The sequence below is a fragment of the Micromonospora echinaurantiaca genome, assembly GCF_900090235.1.
Classification (GTDB): domain Bacteria; phylum Actinomycetota; class Actinomycetes; order Mycobacteriales; family Micromonosporaceae; genus Micromonospora; species Micromonospora echinaurantiaca.
In genome coordinates, this window is the sequence record NZ_LT607750.1 from 7,062,141 (window position 1) to 7,078,117 (window position 15,977).

The 15,977-nt window shown below is 66.4% G+C and carries 15 protein-coding genes; 6 read left to right on the top strand and 9 right to left on the bottom strand.

Translation table 11 applies throughout. From position 1 onward, the window contains the following. Window positions 1-21: 21 nt before the first annotated feature. From GA0070609_RS32280 to GA0070609_RS32295, 4 genes are all read right to left on the bottom strand, one after another. Complete coding sequence (locus GA0070609_RS32280) at window positions 22-207, bottom strand: hypothetical protein (RefSeq protein ID WP_088997280.1); 186 nt, start codon at window positions 205-207, stop codon at window positions 22-24. After that, a complete protein-coding gene (locus GA0070609_RS32285) occupies window positions 204-1,091 on the bottom strand; it encodes an FtsK/SpoIIIE domain-containing protein (protein WP_088997281.1) in 888 nt (295 codons plus the stop codon). The genes GA0070609_RS32280 and GA0070609_RS32285 overlap by 4 nt, the downstream gene beginning before the upstream one ends. 115 nt (window positions 1,092-1,206) lie before the next feature. Then, on the bottom strand, window positions 1,207-2,145 hold the full coding sequence (locus GA0070609_RS32290; protein ID WP_088997282.1) for a hypothetical protein: 939 nt from the start codon (window positions 2,143-2,145) through the stop codon (window positions 1,207-1,209). 125 nt (window positions 2,146-2,270) lie between these two features. Beyond that, a complete protein-coding gene (locus GA0070609_RS32295; RefSeq protein ID WP_088996149.1) occupies window positions 2,271-2,603 on the bottom strand; it encodes a hypothetical protein in 333 nt (110 codons plus the stop codon). A gap of 407 nt (window positions 2,604-3,010) precedes the next feature. Between GA0070609_RS32295 and GA0070609_RS32300 the strand changes: the two genes are divergently transcribed. Both GA0070609_RS32300 and GA0070609_RS32305 read left to right on the top strand, forming a co-directional pair. Continuing rightward, window positions 3,011-3,550 (top strand): XRE family transcriptional regulator, encoded by a 540-nt coding sequence (locus GA0070609_RS32300; RefSeq protein ID WP_331716898.1) that lies wholly within the window; start codon window positions 3,011-3,013, stop codon window positions 3,548-3,550. Between the two features lie 26 nt (window positions 3,551-3,576). Next, window positions 3,577-4,047 carry an NUDIX hydrolase gene (locus GA0070609_RS32305; RefSeq protein ID WP_088997284.1) on the top strand — a complete coding sequence of 157 codons (471 nt, stop codon included), beginning with the start codon at window positions 3,577-3,579 and terminating at the stop codon, window positions 4,045-4,047. Here the strand turns inward: GA0070609_RS32305 and GA0070609_RS32310 are convergent. Then, a complete protein-coding gene (locus tag GA0070609_RS32310) occupies window positions 4,035-4,586 on the bottom strand; it encodes an HD domain-containing protein (RefSeq protein ID WP_088997285.1) in 552 nt (183 codons plus the stop codon). The two genes, GA0070609_RS32305 and GA0070609_RS32310, sit on opposite strands and share 13 nt — an antisense overlap. A gap of 226 nt (window positions 4,587-4,812) precedes the next feature. Here GA0070609_RS32310 and GA0070609_RS32315 point away from each other — a divergent pair, with 226 nt between their 5' ends. Both GA0070609_RS32315 and GA0070609_RS33460 read left to right on the top strand, forming a co-directional pair. Then, window positions 4,813-7,458 carry a DEAD/DEAH box helicase gene (locus GA0070609_RS32315; protein WP_157748353.1) on the top strand — a complete coding sequence of 882 codons (2,646 nt, stop codon included), beginning with the start codon at window positions 4,813-4,815 and terminating at the stop codon, window positions 7,456-7,458. Window positions 7,459-7,843: 385 nt separating this feature from the next. Continuing rightward, window positions 7,844-9,226: a hypothetical protein gene (locus GA0070609_RS33460; RefSeq protein WP_157748354.1), complete on the top strand. Its 1,383-nt coding sequence runs from the start codon at window positions 7,844-7,846 to the stop codon at window positions 9,224-9,226. A 576-nt stretch (window positions 9,227-9,802) separates the two neighbouring features. Here GA0070609_RS33460 and GA0070609_RS32325 read toward each other — a convergent pair. Together GA0070609_RS32325 and GA0070609_RS32330 are read right to left on the bottom strand one after the other, a co-directional pair. Further along, entirely contained in the window at window positions 9,803-10,384 is a 582-nt protein-coding gene (locus GA0070609_RS32325) for a Fic/DOC family protein (RefSeq protein ID WP_088997288.1), read from the bottom strand. Beyond that, a complete protein-coding gene (locus GA0070609_RS32330) occupies window positions 10,377-10,907 on the bottom strand; it encodes a type II toxin-antitoxin system antitoxin SocA domain-containing protein (protein ID WP_157748355.1) in 531 nt (176 codons plus the stop codon). Before GA0070609_RS32330 ends, GA0070609_RS32325 begins: the two co-directional genes overlap by 8 nt. 326 nt (window positions 10,908-11,233) lie before the next feature. Between GA0070609_RS32330 and GA0070609_RS32335 the strand changes: the two genes are divergently transcribed. Both GA0070609_RS32335 and GA0070609_RS32340 read left to right on the top strand, forming a co-directional pair. After that, entirely contained in the window at window positions 11,234-11,629 is a 396-nt protein-coding gene (locus tag GA0070609_RS32335) for a hypothetical protein (protein WP_088997290.1), read from the top strand. Between the two features lie 1,020 nt (window positions 11,630-12,649). Then, complete coding sequence (locus GA0070609_RS32340) at window positions 12,650-12,850, top strand: YegP family protein (protein ID WP_157748356.1); 201 nt, start codon at window positions 12,650-12,652, stop codon at window positions 12,848-12,850. 315 nt (window positions 12,851-13,165) lie between these two features. On the opposite strand, the gene GA0070609_RS32345 is transcribed toward GA0070609_RS32340, so the two are convergent. Next, entirely contained in the window at window positions 13,166-13,453 is a 288-nt protein-coding gene (locus GA0070609_RS32345) for a hypothetical protein (protein ID WP_088997292.1), read from the bottom strand. 69 nt (window positions 13,454-13,522) lie between these two features. Continuing rightward, a complete protein-coding gene (locus GA0070609_RS32350; protein ID WP_408630621.1) occupies window positions 13,523-15,943 on the bottom strand; it encodes a M28 family peptidase in 2,421 nt (806 codons plus the stop codon). Between the last annotated feature and the right edge of the window lie 34 nt (window positions 15,944-15,977).

Genomic DNA, 15,977 nt, shown 5'->3' on the forward strand with positions numbered 1-15,977 from the left:
CCCGGTCTGTCGGCCGTTCCTCTATCGGTGGTGCAGGTGGAGCCGGAGGAACACCCGCTGCCGGCCGTCGTCGGCGGCGGTGGGTGCGGATCGGAAGATGAGCGCGCCCGCGTTGCGGGCGATGGCGGTGAGCGCGGCGATGTCCTCGCCGGTGCCGACGAGCACCAGGTCCAGGACTCGGGTCGGAACAGCCGTCGTGGTCTTCATGCCGCCGCCTTCATGTCGGTGGCCTGCCCCTCGGCGGGGGTCACGAGGCCGCTGTGCCGGCGGGTCCACGCGGCGTAGTCGGCGACCCGGATGATGTCGGCGTCGGTCATGTAGGCGGCCTTGACCAGGGCCGGGATGCCGCCTTCGGCGATGAGGAGGCCGGCGCCCTGGTTGTTGGGGTCGATGGTGTTGGAGGAGAAGCCGCGGGCGGCCCAGCCGTGCCCGAGCACGATGTCGGAGGACACGTCGGTGGTGCAGCGGCCAGCGAACCGCCACGCGAACAGGTCCCGCAGCGAGGTCGGGATGATGTCCGAAGACGGCCGCTGCGTGGCGGCGGCGACGATGATGCCGACGGCGCGGCCACGGGCCACGATGTCGCGCAGCAGCGCGGCGAACAGCTCCTGTTCCTTCTTGTCGCCGGCGGTGGCGGAGAAGTAGGCGATCTCGTCGCAGGCGACGAGGATCTGACCGAACAGGTCGTTCGGGCCGATCTTCCGGCGACGGCGGGCCTTGAGGAAGGCGTAGCGGTTGTCCATCACCGTCTGCACCCGGCGCAGGGTGCGGATGGCGTAGGCGAGGTCCGGGCCGACGAACACGTCACAGGCGTCTTCCCACAGCCCGAGTTCGACCTGCTTGCCGTCGAGCAGGCACAGCCGCACGTCCGGGCACAGGGCCGCGTGCCCGACGATGGTGTTGAGCAGGCTCGACTTGCCCGCGCCGGGCTCACCGCCGATGAGGATGTTCCGGTAGATCATCGGCAGGTACACAGCCTGGCCGAACTCGTCGATGCCGAGGAACACCGGATCGAAGATGGACAGGCCAGCGCCGACCGGCACCGTGGCGGTCGGGTTGGCGGGGAGTTCGATGGTGTCGGTGAGGTCCATGGCGGGCTCCCGAGGTCGGTTGACACGTACGTGTCAATGCGGGCGGGGGTTGGGAAGGGGGCGCGGACGCTCGACCCGTCAGGGGTGCTTGGTCCGCGCCGTCCCGGTTGAGGTGTCAGGCGTAGTCGGAGGGGTCGAACCCGTCGGTCGGGCTCGTCGTGGTGGTGGGGTTGTTGCGCGGCATGCGCGGCCGGGGAGTGTCGGCGGTCGTGGTGACCGGCTCGTCCGGCACGTCGGGCAGATCGAGGCCGACAGGCGGCATGCCCTGGGAGGTGGGAGCATTGGCTGGCACGTCGGTGGGGACGTAGTCCGGCAGCGGGGACACGATCGTTGCCGCCAGGGGTTCGCGGCGGGTGATGTCCACGCGGATCAGCGCCGCGTAGCGGCGGGAGGCGCGTATGACGCGGACCTCGTTGGCCCAGCACGCCACGGCGAGCTTCTGCACCTGGCCCTCCTGCTCCAGGTCGCGGAGCGAGAGGCCGGGACGCAGCCACACCCAGACCCGTTCACCGGCCGGGGTCGGCCGGGCGAGCAGGATCAGCGGCAGCGAACCGGAGCGGTTGGTGGCGATGAACGCCGCGAAGCACATCCGCAGTCGGTGCCGGACGATCAGACACCAGGTCAGGGCCAGGATGCGGCGGCGGACCGGGCCGATCGCGGCCGGGAGGCCGACGACCAGGACGACGGTGAGCAGCGACCCCCACATCGGGGTGGACTGCATCACCCAGGTCCAGCCGTAGACGGCGACCAGGCCGAGCAGGATCTCGGTCAGCCAGTGCCAGAACACCCGCAGGACCGGCCACGCCACGATCAGCGCGAATGCGACCGCGCCGCAGGCAGCGCCGATGACGCCGCCGAGCACGGCGCCCACGATGGGGTGCAGGTAGTGCGAGGCCACCGTGGCGGCCAGCAGGCCGACCACACCGAGGATGACCCAGAACGCGATCGTGGCCCGACGACGATACGAACGGGCGACCGGAGCTTCGATGACAGTGACAGCGTTGCCCCCACGGTTCGACCAGCCGAACGGGGACCGAGACGTAGACTTGGACACGACAAGTCCTCCCTACTAGGGACCGGATTTGTTGGGACAGGACGCGGGGTCGCAGACGACGCCAATCAACGGCGACCCCGTGTCCACCACTTCGCTTCTGTGAACCCGAACGGTGACGCCCGCCGCTAGACGGCGGCGGTGTCCATCGCGGTCAGCGCCGAGGCCCGGAACGCCACACCCGAGCGGACCTTGCCGTCCCGATCGTTGACCCAGGGCAGCGCCTCCAGATCCACCGGCACGACCGGCTGACGCACCGTCACCGCCGGCATCACCGGGTTGACGACCGTCACGTTGATGACCTCAGCGGCACCCTCGGACAGCGCGTAAAGCTGCACCGTCCACATCGGGTTCTTTGACTCCCGGTCGAACTTCTGCTGACCGTTCTGGTCCAGCTTCGGCACCGGGTTGACCGCGACCTCGTACGACACCCGCGAGGTGTCCAGCAGCAGACGTCCCATGACTGACTCCTTCGTCTCGTGAGCTGAGCCCGTATCGGTGGGCCAGGTGCGTCCTCTCCGGACGGCAGCTCTTGTGGAATCAGGGTGCGTCGATCAGTAGTGACGACTTCACCACGAGGTATGGACGACTAGGGACGTCCTTGTTAGGGTTAGCCGTCCTTCTAGTCGTCCCCGCCGTCGAGCCAGCAGGAGCCGAGATGCCGAACGACCGTCTACGTAGCGGGATGCTTAAGAAGGGCCTGACGCCGGCCACACTGGCGGACAGGCTCGGCGTCGACCCAAAGACGGTCGAGCGTTGGGTCACCCAGAGCCGGAACCCGTACCCGCGCTACCGCCACTCCATCGCAGAGCTCCTGGACGAAAGTGAGTCGTACCTTTGGCCGGACGCTCTGCCGACGCAGCGAGCGGTGCAGGTCAGCCAGTCCGAAGTCGTTCACATCTACCCGCGCCGCGGAGCCGTCCCGCCCGACCTCTGGCAGCAGCTCCTGGAGAAGGCCACTCGACAGGTCGGCGTCCTGGTCTACGGCGGGTTGTTCCTGCCCGAGTTCAACCACCGCTGGATACCCACGCTCCGGGAGAAGGCGCTGGGCGGCGCCCAGGTCGAGCTGCTATTCGGCGACCCGGAGGGCAGGCACATCGCCGAGCGCGGTGACGACGAAGGCATCGGGCATGCCATGTCCAGCAAAATCCTGAACGCGCTGGCGTTCTACAAGGACCTGCGGGACCTGCCCAACGTCGGGATCTACTACCACGACACGATCCTCTACAACTCCATCTACCGCTTCGACGACGAGATGCTCGTCAACACCCACCTCTACGGCACACCAGCCGCCTACGCCCCGGTGCTGCACCTGCGCCGACTCGGCGGCGGGGACCTCTTCGACAGCTACGTCGCCAGCTTCAACCGAGTCCTCGGCAAGAAGCGTGCCGTCTGGCCTGAACACTGAGCGACCAGCGGTGAGACGCTAGGGACATGGCGCGGATCGAGCACTTCAACAACCCGAACGCCCCGAAGCCGAACAGCATCGTTGTTGCGGTGACCGTCTTCGTCCAAGACGAGCAGGGACGGGTACTGCTCATTCAACGCACCGACAACGGCCTCTGGGCGCTACCCGGTGGCGCCCAGGACTTCGGCGAGTACATCGCCGAAACCGCCGTCCGAGAGACGCGCGAGGAGACCGGCATCGAGGTCGAGGTGACCGGGGTGGTAGGGATCTACACCAACCCGAACCACGTCGTGGAGTACAGCGACGGCGAAGTACGACAGCAGTTTTCGATCTGCTTTCTCGGCCGATACGTCGCCGGGGAGCCGACTACAAGCGATGAGTCGTCGGCGGTTCGATGGGTCGCAGAGACGGAGTTGGACGATCTATCTATCCACCCGTCGATGCGACTGCGCATCGACCATGGCTTTGAACATCGGAATCAGCCCTATATTGGCTGATCCTGCATTCGCGCTTCCGTCCGTCTAATGGCTGTCAGCAGCGGACGCTCGGCTTTCGCCCAGAACCGCGTCACCAGGTCGTCGGGACCGTAGCGCTGTCGGATTTCCGCCAGCCTGTCCTCGACACTGAGGTTCTGGCCGTCCGGCCCCGTGGTCATGTCTGCATACCACAGGGCGTCGGAGGTGGCCGACTCCTCGCGTGGAAACTCAGCCATCAGCACATCATTGAGCCCTCGCTCGACCGCTTCATATTCGGCGCAGGAGTGGTGGGCAACGAGCCCGGCGAGCCTCGGCGGGTATCCCTCGCGCAGAAGCCACCGGGCACCGTCTAATGCGTGGAAGCCGGTCTCGACAATGCCAGGCGCATAGCCGATGTCGTGAAGCCATGCGGCAGCCACGAGTAAGTCTTCGTCGTTGCCGGCCAGGGAACCGAGAGCACCTGCTTTCGCCGCGACTGCCTGGACGTGCCGCCATCGTCTTGGCAGCGCTGCCGCGAGCTGCTGCTCAGCTGTGTGGGCCGCGCGGTCGGGGAGACGCACGCGTGGATGGTAAGGCGACCAGGCAAGCCGGCGCTACATTTGGCGACTGTCGGCGTCACAGACAAGGTCTCCCGGTCAACCAGGTGGACTGCCGTCGGCACCTAGCCGTTGGCCTCGCGCATCGTGAGGTTGACCTCAAGCGTCGCGACGTCGCTCAGCCGGTGAGCGGGTACGCCGGGTAGTTGCGCAATCAGCTAGGTCTTGTGCAATGCGGGAGACTGGAGCGGTGACCACGAACGATGCAGAACGACGCCCGCGACCACGCTTCAGGCGGCGCACCGAGCCCGTTGTTGGCGCGGTCGATCCGGAAGCCCTGTTCGGGGAGCTGCCCCGGACACCGAGGGGCGTGGGTGCCCTGTGGTCGCACCAGGCCGACCAGCTTCGGACGTACGCCGAGGATCACCGGGACAGCCCGGACGTGGCGCTTGAGCTTCCGACTGGGTCTGGCAAGACCCTCGTGGGTCTCCTCATATCGGAGTGGAGGCGCCGGACGCTCGGTCAGCGGGTGGTCTACGCGTGCCCGACCAAGCAACTCGCCCGCCAGGTGTTGCAGAAGGCGAACGCTCAGGGCATCCCGGCCGTGATCCTTATCGGCTCGCATCGGACCTGGGATCAGGCCGAGCTCGCTCGGTACACGCGAGGCGACGCCATCGCCGTCACCACCTACAGCGCAATCTTCAACATCAATTCATACCTGGGTGACGCCCAAACCCTGGTGTTCGACGACGCCCACGCCGCGGAAGGCTTCGTAGCGGAGGCGTGGGGGCTGAGCGTCGACCGCGAGTTGGACCAGTACGAGCAGTTGTTCGACGCGCTCGGCGATTCTGTGGAGCCGTCCTTTGTTGCGCGGATGGTTGCGCCTGCCGGGCCAGCCGCCGATGCCGGAGAGGTGCGGCTTATCCCTATCGGTGCAGTCATGCGCCACGCCGCGGAGATTGACCGGGTCTTGGCTGGGCTGAAAGACAATCCTTCTTACCGGTTCAGGATGCTGCGCGCCAACCTCAGCTCGTGCCTCTTCTACGTGTCGCGGCGCGAGTTCTACATCCGCCCAATGATTCCTCCAACGTTTGAACACGAGCCCTTCACGGGGCCAGTCCAGCGGCTCTACCTGTCGGCGACCCTCGGTGACGCTGGCGAGCTGGAACGCGCCTTCGGTCGCACCGGCTTCAAGCGGGTCCCCGTGCCTCCGGCGTGGGACAGGACCGGCAGCGGGCGGCGCTTCTTTGTTTTTCCGGAGCTTGCGGCTCCGCCGACCGAGGCTCCACCGAAAGAGACTCCGCCGGCCGGCGAGGACACTGAGGGCGCGGATGAGCCAGACGCAGGCTTGCTCGGCGACCTGCTCGACCTCGCCAAGAAGCGACTAGTGCTTACACCCGACAACGATTCGGCCACCCGTATCGCCGACCTGCTCGGCGTTCCTGACGAGGAGCGCTTCACGGCCAAAGATTCGGATACCGGCATCCAACCGTTCATCGACGCGGACACTGGCACGCTGCTAGCGCCCAACCGCTACGACGGCATGGACCTGGCCGACGACGCCTGCCACATGATGCTCATGTCCGGTTTGCCGACTGCATCCCACCTTCAGGATCGGTTCTTGGAAACCAAGCTCCGTGCCACCGAGGTGCTTGACGAGCGGATCCGCACCCGCGTTCTGCAGGGTGCCGGCCGGTGCACCCGCGGCCCGAAGGATTGGGCTGTCGTCGTGGTGACCGGCGAGGACATCCTGCGCTTCCTGTCGCGTGCAGAGGTGAGGAAGTCGTTGCCGGTCGAGCTGCAAGCCGAGATCACCTTCGGCCTTGAGCAGAGCCAAGCGGCAGCCGATGATCTGCTCTACCTCGCCGAGAGTGCACTGAACCAGGACGAGATCTGGCGAGAAGACGCCGAGCCGGAGCTGGCCAAGCTGCGCCGCGAGGCCACCCGTGCCCCCCAGCCCAACGTGAAGGAGTTGGGTGAGAGCGCGGTGCGCGAGGTGCGGGCCTGGACTTATGCCTGGCAGCAGGACTGGGAACCGGCAGCCCGGACGGCCGTTGAGGTGTTCGAGAACCTGCGGGCGCCCGGCCTCCGGCCATACCGCGCCCTGTGGGCCTACCTCGGTAGCGCCTGGTCCGCCCTGGCCTCCACGAACGACACCTCTCCGGCCGCCCTGCGCAGTGCTGACCTGCTGCGTAAAGCACACGGGGCCTCCGTTGGGACCACATGGCTTAAAGAGGTCCAGCCCCTACCGAGTGCGACCTACGACTCCGACCCGACGGACGAGGAAAGTGTGGAGCGCGTAATCGCGCTACTACAGGGCAGGCTGAGTTCCCCGGTGAAGTTCGAGCGCGAGTCCTCGAATATGCTCGCGGACCTGAACCAGCGGGAGGCCTCCAGATACGAGCAAGGGCTCGTTGCGCTAGGTGAACTCCTGGGCGCAGAGTCGTTCAAGCCACCGGGCAAGGGGAGAGCGGACGCCGCATGGGTGTGGAGCCCGCTCTGGATGACCATCGAGGCGAAGAGTGAGCAGGAATCGGAAGGCATGCTGAGCATGGACTATGTGCGGCAGACCAATTCCCAGCTCGATTCATTGGCCGGTGACCGCGAGGTAGAGGCGCCGCCCGAGGGCAGCGTTTCGGTCGTTGTGACGCCTCGCAGTGTGGTCGACCCAGACGCGGTACCGATGGCGGCTCCCCACGTCTACCTAGCGACGCCGAAACTCATCATGGATATCGCGCATGACACAGTGCGAGCTTGGAAGGAACTGCGTGGGATGGCCAAGGGGGTGTCTGGCGAGATACTCCATCCCGACGTCGCCCGCGTTCGGTGGGAGCACCGCGTGCTGCCCACGCAGGTGAGGGAACGTCTATGCCGGGATTCGATCCGGGGAATTTAAGTTTCCCCACCTCCGGACTTCCATCCGTTCGCTAAACCCGTGGGGTCGTCCGCCGAGCGAATCCCTGAATGATCTTGGCGACCAGCAACTGAGACGCTGCAGTGCCAAGCATCAGACGGCGCAGGATAAGGCTCTACGTCTTTCTAACCTGCGTCTGCTGTCGTACCCCACTTGATGCGTTACACTGCGGCTTTGGTGGATGGGTTGCACCTACCTTGAGCATGCCGGATACGGACGTGATGCAGACTGTCCCCGACGGCTGGTGTTCCGGGCATCCACTTCTGCCGAAGAGAGTGCATTCCGGATGGTTTGGAAGTGCGCAAGTCTAGAGCCTTTCGGATTTACGGCCATGGCTATTTGGCCTGCAGAACGTTAAGATGCCGCTGTGACTGAGCAGGAAATTTCACGGGGCGACGCGCCGGCCCGCGAGGAGCCTCATTTCGGCGATGCTAGGGATGGCGTATGGTCCCGAGCGATGGCAGCAGGGATCGAGGCCGACTGGTCGGAGCGCTTCAGAGAGAATGGCGAATCAATAAAAAATCTGACACTCCATCTGCCCAATGGTAGGGAAAAGAGACGTTTGCCAATAGTCCCCCGGAGCGCGGCAGACTTCCTGCAGGGCAATTTTGAGAGTTGGACGTTCCTGTCGGAATACCTCGCCTTCCTGGATCGCAAAGACCAGGTCATCGAAGCGTTCGTTCGGCCCGCCGCATCAGGAATGCGCTGGCTGCCCCAAGACCTCCCAGGAGCCGTCCAAACATCTGGCGACCCTCCGGTCACCGAAGTCGATAGCCCCGAAGAATTTTCGGCGGAATTAGCGAACAGGCCGACCATGCATATCGATTCCGATAAACCGTGGAAGCTGCCTATTGAAGGATCTACGATTTACGAGGTGGAGTTATCGCCTCCATCGCCCGGAATGCAGGGCCTGGAGATCATTCGATATCGTAGACCGCCGAGTTTGAACCGATCCACAACCTTGAAGATCAGAAATGTCAAGTTGGAGCGCCACGACGATGCCGTCACCCTCCTGGAGAGCCTGTCTGGGGCGCTGTTTTTCGAAGTCGATCTTTTGTATGGAGGACTGTTCCAGCTTGTCCGGTTCGATCGCGATGTGCCGATTTGGTCCCGGCAGCCCAAAGGTACAACTACTAAGCTCAGGCTTCCAAAAGTGCAATACGCCCAAGAGGCGACTGCGCTCTACGAGTATGGACGAACGGCGGTTGGGACACCACTGCTTGAATTCCAAGCGTTCTATCAGGTAATAGAATACTTCTTCCCCTTATTCTCTCGTGCCGAGACTCTACGGAGATTGCGTCGACAGCTGTCCGATCCGCGCTTCGATCTGCACGACGAATCGCACCTTAACCAGGTCTTGGCTATCGCCTCCCAGTCGCCGCGCGGCTTCGGCGGAGAACGGGAACAACTCAAGGACACCCTGGACGCAGTCGTTGAGGACTCGGAACTTCGCGAGTTCATCAAGGCCGATGAAGACCGCGAGAAGTTTCTTACGGAGGGGAAGAAGATTAAAGATGTGACGGTTATCAACCTGCTGGACGCCGGCAACAGACTGAGCCGTCAGGCCGCGGATCGCGTGTACGACATTCGTTGCAGGGTTGTACACACGAAGGAGGACGGCGGCAAGTCGGGAGCCAAAATGATCGTTCCTGGGAGCCGAGAATCTAAGCTCCTTCAGCATGACATCGAATTAGTGCAATTTTTGGCACAGAAGGCGATTATTGCCGGTTCCCGTCGGGCGCCATGGTGATCGCAAATTGCGACACTTCCAAGATTCGGGAGCACGGCTCTCAGCCTGCGTCTGCTGTCGGGTCTCATGACCTGCATCAACCTGCGTCTGCTGATGTGAGAACTTTCTGTACGGCATCAAGGCGGCCCGCGTCGCGGGCCGCTCGCGCCGCCGAACCTGGGCCGGGCCGATGGCCCGCCGCCGCGCCTCTGGCCTTCGGCCGCCAGCGCGTCGGTGTTAGCCCGCCGGCGGCGCGACATACGACGGAGCCCCGGGCCGCCATGGGTACTGACAGATCCCGGGGCTTCGATGTTGAGCACGACAAGGCAGTGCCTCCGGCGGGGTCCTCGGGCACTCCGGGATGGTTGGCGCCATCCCGACAACCATCGTCCGGGCAGAGCCGAGTGGGTGGGGCCTGCCCGGTCAAGGTCGTTCAGACGGTGGGGTGCTCCACCTTGACCGGGCAGGCCCCACCCACTCCACGGTGTGCGGACGAAGGCCGACGGGATGGCAAGGCGGGCATGAGGGCGGGAGATGGCGGGTTGGCAGATCGCATTGCGCGCCCTCTCGGCCGCCAGCTCTTATACCCTGAGCGCTCTAAATCAATCTGCGGACTACAGGCCGGAGCGCCGCTACAAGAAGGCTCTTATCCAAGGTTGTCAGGTGAGTGTGGCAAGCTTCGATGTTGTCGGACTCGCTAAGCTCTGACCAGTCCAGTTGATAGCCTGCCGCTGCTCCGAGTTGACGGAAGAAGGCGCGGAGCGTCCTCCCGTTGCCCTCCCTGAAGGGGTGGCAGACATTCAGCTCGCCATAGTACTCGGCAAGCGAATCCACGAAAGACTCGTGATTCAAGCCGATCAGATGCCCGTCCTCCCGAGCGAGCTTTCGAAGCAATGCCGAAACCTGATCGTCGACGAAACGCCAGTGGCAGAAGCGCACGCCCTTGCTTATGTCGACAGTCCGGGTCTGTCCGGCCCAATCATAGATATCGCTGAACAAAGCTCGGTGAAACCGCTGGAGATGTGCAAGACCGTAGTCACCCGGGATCGTAGTTCGCGCGATCTGCACGTCTCGCACGGAGACGAGGCGCGCCTCCACCTCCAGGAGCACTATGGGATCCATGACGCCGAGCTTGTTTTGCAGGCACTCCGTGCCCGGCCAGCAGTAGGGATCAGACACCGGTAATCCGAGATATCTCCCGGGCAATCAGCTCCTCAGGGCTGATCAGTCCCGCCGCGACATCCCGCAGCTGATTCTCCCATTCCTCGTCAAACTCTATGCCCTCAAGGGCCGCGCTTGCGCTGGCGAGCGTGACAGCTGTCTCCGGCTCGGCGACCTGCCGTGAATAGTAGTCTTTGATCGTCTCTACGCTGATAGGGGCATTCGAAGGTGCCGATTCGGGCAATGGGCCCCTTGCCACGCGCCATGGCAGCTCGTTGTGGGTCATACGCGACAGCTCAATTGCGGAGAAAGAGCCGTACTCCGCAACGACCCACGCAACGCAGTTGAGCTGGTCACCGTTCAGGTTGGCGGACGACCCCAGTGGCCAAGAATCAATGCTATAACGACCGCGGTGCTGCCTGTAAAGAACCGGCACGACCGGCCCCTGCCTCCAGGCCTCAATCGACTCGTCAAACAGGGTGGTGCCGAAGCGAGCAAGGTGCCAACCTTGGCAGTAGTACACGAGCTTCTCCAGCTTCATCGCGGACATGCTGCCGAGGCGTTCGATTACAGCGGCTGCAACGTCATGCACTGTTGCCATGGTCACCCCCTTCGCTCGGTAGCCTAGCGCCATCTCCTACGCGACGTCGTAACTGGCGCGGCGTGTCGGCTTGACTTCCAGTCTATCGGACGGTCTCTCGCGTTTCTAGAACAGAGGTGCTAACTCGGCTTGGTTTGCTGGCGAAGGTCGGCCGAGTCGCGCGGAGGATCCAGCGCCGTGCGCGGCGAGGCATCGCCACGATTGTCAGATCTACGACCCAAACCAGACATTCACGTTGCGCATTCACATCGGTACTCTTTGCGCTCATGGCGTCGCGTGGCAAGTCGAAGCTGTGGCAGTACTGGGGCTACGGCGTCCTGGCAGTGCTCCTGCTGTCGCTTGGAAGCGCCACGTTCGGCCCGGCCGTCTACCTGGTGCTCCTAGGGCTGCTGCTGGTCTTCGTACTCTTCACCGCTCCGGTCTACTGCGGAGCGATCAACCGCAGGCGCGGCAACGCCGTTGAGTTCTGCCGCAACAACTCCACTGGGCTGATCTTGGGCTGCCACCTTCGACAGCACAAGTTTCAGAAGCTGGGGCGTGAGTGGTGGTCCCTCGGTTGGCGCCAGAAGACTGAAGGACTCTGGACCGGAGGTCAAGCCAAGATGGCTACCCTCAGCTTCGTTGTCGGCAGCGTGGTTAGTGTCGTCGGTCTCCTGAAGTAGGCAGACCTGCCGCTGGCTGCTTGGGCGGCAGTGATGGCATGTGACCCGCCTGCGGTTTATGAAGGAACCCAGGGTTGGCTACCTTCTCAGCGAGGTACTGCTCACTAGTCAGCGGCCAGTGCGCCGACTTTCAGAACCGAGTGCTCGCCGCTCTTAGGTACTGACCCGCCCGGTACGACCCACGGAGCGACCTCTACCGCCAACTGAAGACCCTTAACCAGCGCCTCCCATCCATACAGGACGGGGGTGTTGGTCAGTCCAGGGGCGTTGTAGTTACCTGAACACTCTTCGCGTTTACTGCGCCGCGCAGCGCTCCCGTGTCGGTTCGAGGTATACCCGGCCCACCCCTCGGCCCGTTTCGCGCGTCAGCGTGGCTCTCAGGGCGTCTGGCGCGGCTGTTGCAGCCGGGGCCGGTGGGGTGTGCGGTACTCTTGACGCGTCGACCTCTCGGGGAGGACCGGCCCTGTGGCCGGGGGTATCGCGCGAGCGTTGCCGTGGTCGGGGGCGGAAGGGCTTTGGCATTCAGGAGGATCGTTCGAAGATCAAGTTCCCGGGGGGAGCTTCGTTCAGCACGCGGGCGCGAGGTGTGGACCTGGCAGTCCGGCGGTCGCTGCTGCCTATGAAGCGATCTTGATTCGTCGTCACCTGCGGGCGACTACATAGAGTTACGCAGAACGTGAGGGTGATGATCACCCCCTGCGTGGGTGCAGTTCTTCCTTCTACTACATCTCGTGGCCTAGAAACTAAACAGACTCAACATCTAGTAACTACGTCGGTGTGGTTCAGCTTGACGCCATCGAGAACTACCCCTACGCTGAGCGACGAGAACGAGTAGAGCCCCGGCCAGATGCCGAGGTTCGACATCCGTCCGGGGCTCAGTGCAACTTTGGTAGGGCTGCACTTGAACTCTACAACTGAAGTGGTAGGCCGTGGTCTAGGCCCCTGTCACATTCAGGTAAACGGATGGCTCGCCTCGCCGCGCATCCGCTGCTCAGACGGCGGGCGCAGAGAGCTGTTTCGATGGAATTCCAGATCCGGAACGCGCAGGGCAGCCAGCGGTACTACTGGCGCATCGTCGCCAGCAACGGCCAGGTGCTCGCCACGTCGGAGACCTACTACAACAAGAGCGACGCCCAGAGCGCCGCTCAGTCGGTCAAGTCGAACGCCGCTTCGGCCCCGATCGTGGACTACACGGGAACCGCGTCGTACGGCCGCTGGTGACCTGACGGAGTTGCCCCCGGTGCAAGACTTCCTCGCGCCGGGGGCGCTCTGCATTGTGGGTGGCCAGTTGCCCTCGGGCGGCGCTAGTCCTCGTCGGTCGGGCGGGGCTGACGGTACTCGGCGATCCAGGCTTCGATGTCCGCAGCAAGCCACACCAAGATCATGCCGTGTCCAGGCCGTCTAACGAGAGCCAACGACGACCATCGTTGACCAGCCATGCCAGGCGTAGCAGCAGCTCAGAGCCACAGTCGTGCGGTTTGATCCGCTATGCCCTCTGGTCTAGATCAATACCGCTGGAAGTAGCGCGGCGGGGCCTCAGCCCCACCAGCTGAGCACCGACACGGCGAGCATCCCCAGCGCCAGGACGGCGAGGAGGAACACCAGCACCCGGTGACGCGACCTGCGCGCCCGCCCGCCGGCCGGACCCGCTACCGCCCGGTCGCGGGCCACGGCTTCGGCGAACCGCTCGAAGTCCGCGACCTGGCCGCCCGCGGTCAGCCCGACCGTCTCGGACACCTCGGGCAACGGTGGCGGCGGGGAGACGTCCTGCGTCTCGTACCGCGGCTCGATCCGCGGCGGCAGCCGACGGAAGCGGTCGCTCATGCGGCCAGGGTGACAGACGAACGCCAAGGCCGGCAGTGGCCGCCGTCGCGGCGGCCACTCCCGACGCTGTCAGAGCGGATAGGTGCGGGCGACCGCGAGCATCTCCGAACTGTGCGAGCCGACCACCCCGACGTCCGCCGGGCGGGGCCGGAAGCCGGGCAGCGCGTCCAGGCCGTCGCTGGCGTCCATCGCGCGCAGCGCCACCTGTCCGGCCTTCGGCGTCACGGTCAGCGTCACCTCGATGCCCTCGGCCGGCGGGGCGTGGAAGACCACCCCGAAGCCCCACTTGCCGTCCCGCGCCTCGACCGGCACCGGACGGCCGGCCACCTCGGCGCGCAGCACGGTCGCCGTCGCCGAGTCGACGTGCAGGGTGGCCAGCCGGACCGGGCGTTGCGGGGTGAGCCACAGCCGCAGCGTGCGCTCGCCACCGGCGGTGCTGTCGGCGAGCACGTCCAGCTTCGGGGCGGGCAGGTTCGCCGCCTGCGCCGGACCGCCGAGCAGGTCCCCGTCGCCCAGGCCGGGGAAGTCGTCGGTCACCGAGACCGGGCCGTCGACGTACTGACCGGTCCAGGGCTGCGGGTCGGCCTCGTGGCTGAGCCAGCGGGCCTGGCCGGTGCCGGCGTCCAGGGCGTACATCAGGTGGGTGGGCGCGGGGTGCGCGGCGTCGAACCGGTCGACGGCGAGCCCGACCCCGGCGAACACCACCGCGGCGAGCGCGCCGGCCGCAGCCGGCAGCGCGCCGAGCCGGCGGGCGCGCAGCGCGACCAGGCCGCGCTGGCCGCCGGCCTGCGGGTGCAGCAGGTCCACCACCGGCAGCGCGGCCAGCCCGAGCAGCACCGCGACCAGCGCGGCCACCCCGCCCATCGCCATGCCGAGCGCCGGGAAGAGCAGCACCACCGTCGGGAGCAGGATGATCACGGCGACCGCGCCGGCCGCCGTCACCGCGACCACCGGCCACGGGCCGTCGAGCCGGGTGGCCAGCGCCGCCAGCCCGCCGAGCGTGCCGGCCAGGGCCGGCAGGGTGAGCAGGTACGCCCCGCCGGGCACCAGCACGGCGAGCAGCACCCCGAGCAGGGCGAGCCAGCCCAGCGCGCCGACCGCCAGCGCGGCCGGGCCGATCCGGCGGCGGGTCAGCGCGTACCAGGCGAACAGGATCGCGGCGGCCAGCGCCACCACGGCCAGCCGGTACCAGATCGGCCGGTACGGGTCGAGCAGCTCGGCGTAGCCGGGCCGGATCGCCGTGACCACCGCCCAGAGCAGTTGCGCGGCCACCGGGGCGGCCACGATCGGCACCAGCGCCAGCCCGAAGCCGGCGACCAGCCGGCCGGTGGTGGCCCGGCCGCGCCGGCGGGTCAGCCAGCTGAGCGCGACCACCGCGGCCAGCGCGACGAGGGCCAGCGGCAGGGTCAGCCAGCCGGGGTAGTGGACCAGCCCGCCGGGCACCGGGAAGTAGGTGGCGTCCTGGCCGGCGCGCAGCGTGGCCAGGTCGACCCGGCCGAACTCCCGGGCCAGGCCGAGCGCGTTGTCCCCGTGCTGCTGCAGGCTCGCCCGGTCCAGCGCGGCCGGGGTGTCCAGCGGCGTGTGGTAGATCGCGCCGCCGTCGATGTACGCCGAGTTCAGCCCGAGGAAGTCCCGGTCGAGGAACGCGGTGAAGTCGGTGTCGTTGGGCAGCGCCCGGTAGATCTCCACCGCGAACGAGGTGCCCACCGGGTGCGGCGCCGCCCGCCCGAAGACGTCCACCAGCTTCGCGTTGTTCCGGGACGTCTCGAACATGATCACCGGGCCGGTGGATCCGCGGGCCTCCAGGTTGAGCACCACCCCGCCGTCGGCGGCCAGCGGGTGGCTGGCGGCGAAGGCCGAGGCGCCGCAGAGGCACGCCTCCTCGGCGTCGGTGAGCACGAAGACGATGTCGTTGCGCGGCCGCGGACCGGCGGCCAGCGCCCGGGCCACCTCCAGGATGGCCGAGGTGCCGGCGGCGTCGTCGTTGCCGCCCGGACCGGTCTGCACCGAGTCGTAGTGGGCGACCAGGAAGACCTTGCCGGTCGGGTCGGTGCCGGGAAGCCGGGCCACCACATTGCGTACCCGGGCCAGGGTGGCGCCGCCGGCCGCGCCGCTGAGCTGGCCGGCCTCCGGAGCCACCGTGTCCTGCACCTCGGTCTCCAGGCCGAGCCCGCGCAGCACCCCCTCGACGTGGGCGCGGACCTGGTCGTTGGCCGGGCTGCCGGCCACGTGCGGCCGGGCCGCGATCACCTTGACGTTCTCGTACGCCCGCGCCGCGCTGAACTCGCCCGGCGGCGCGTCGGCCGGGCGCGGCGCCGGGGTGCGCAGGTCGAGCAGGGCGCCGGCGCCGACGGCGAGCAGCGCGACCAGCGCCGCCACGGCGGCGAGCAACCGGCGGCGGGGCCGGGCGAACGCGCGGTCGGCGGCGAGCACGGGCGAGCCGGGGCGGGTCGGGGCGTGCTCCGGCGCCGGAGTGGGGGGTGCGCCCACGGGGACTCCTCGGGGTGGGACCAGGGTGGGCACC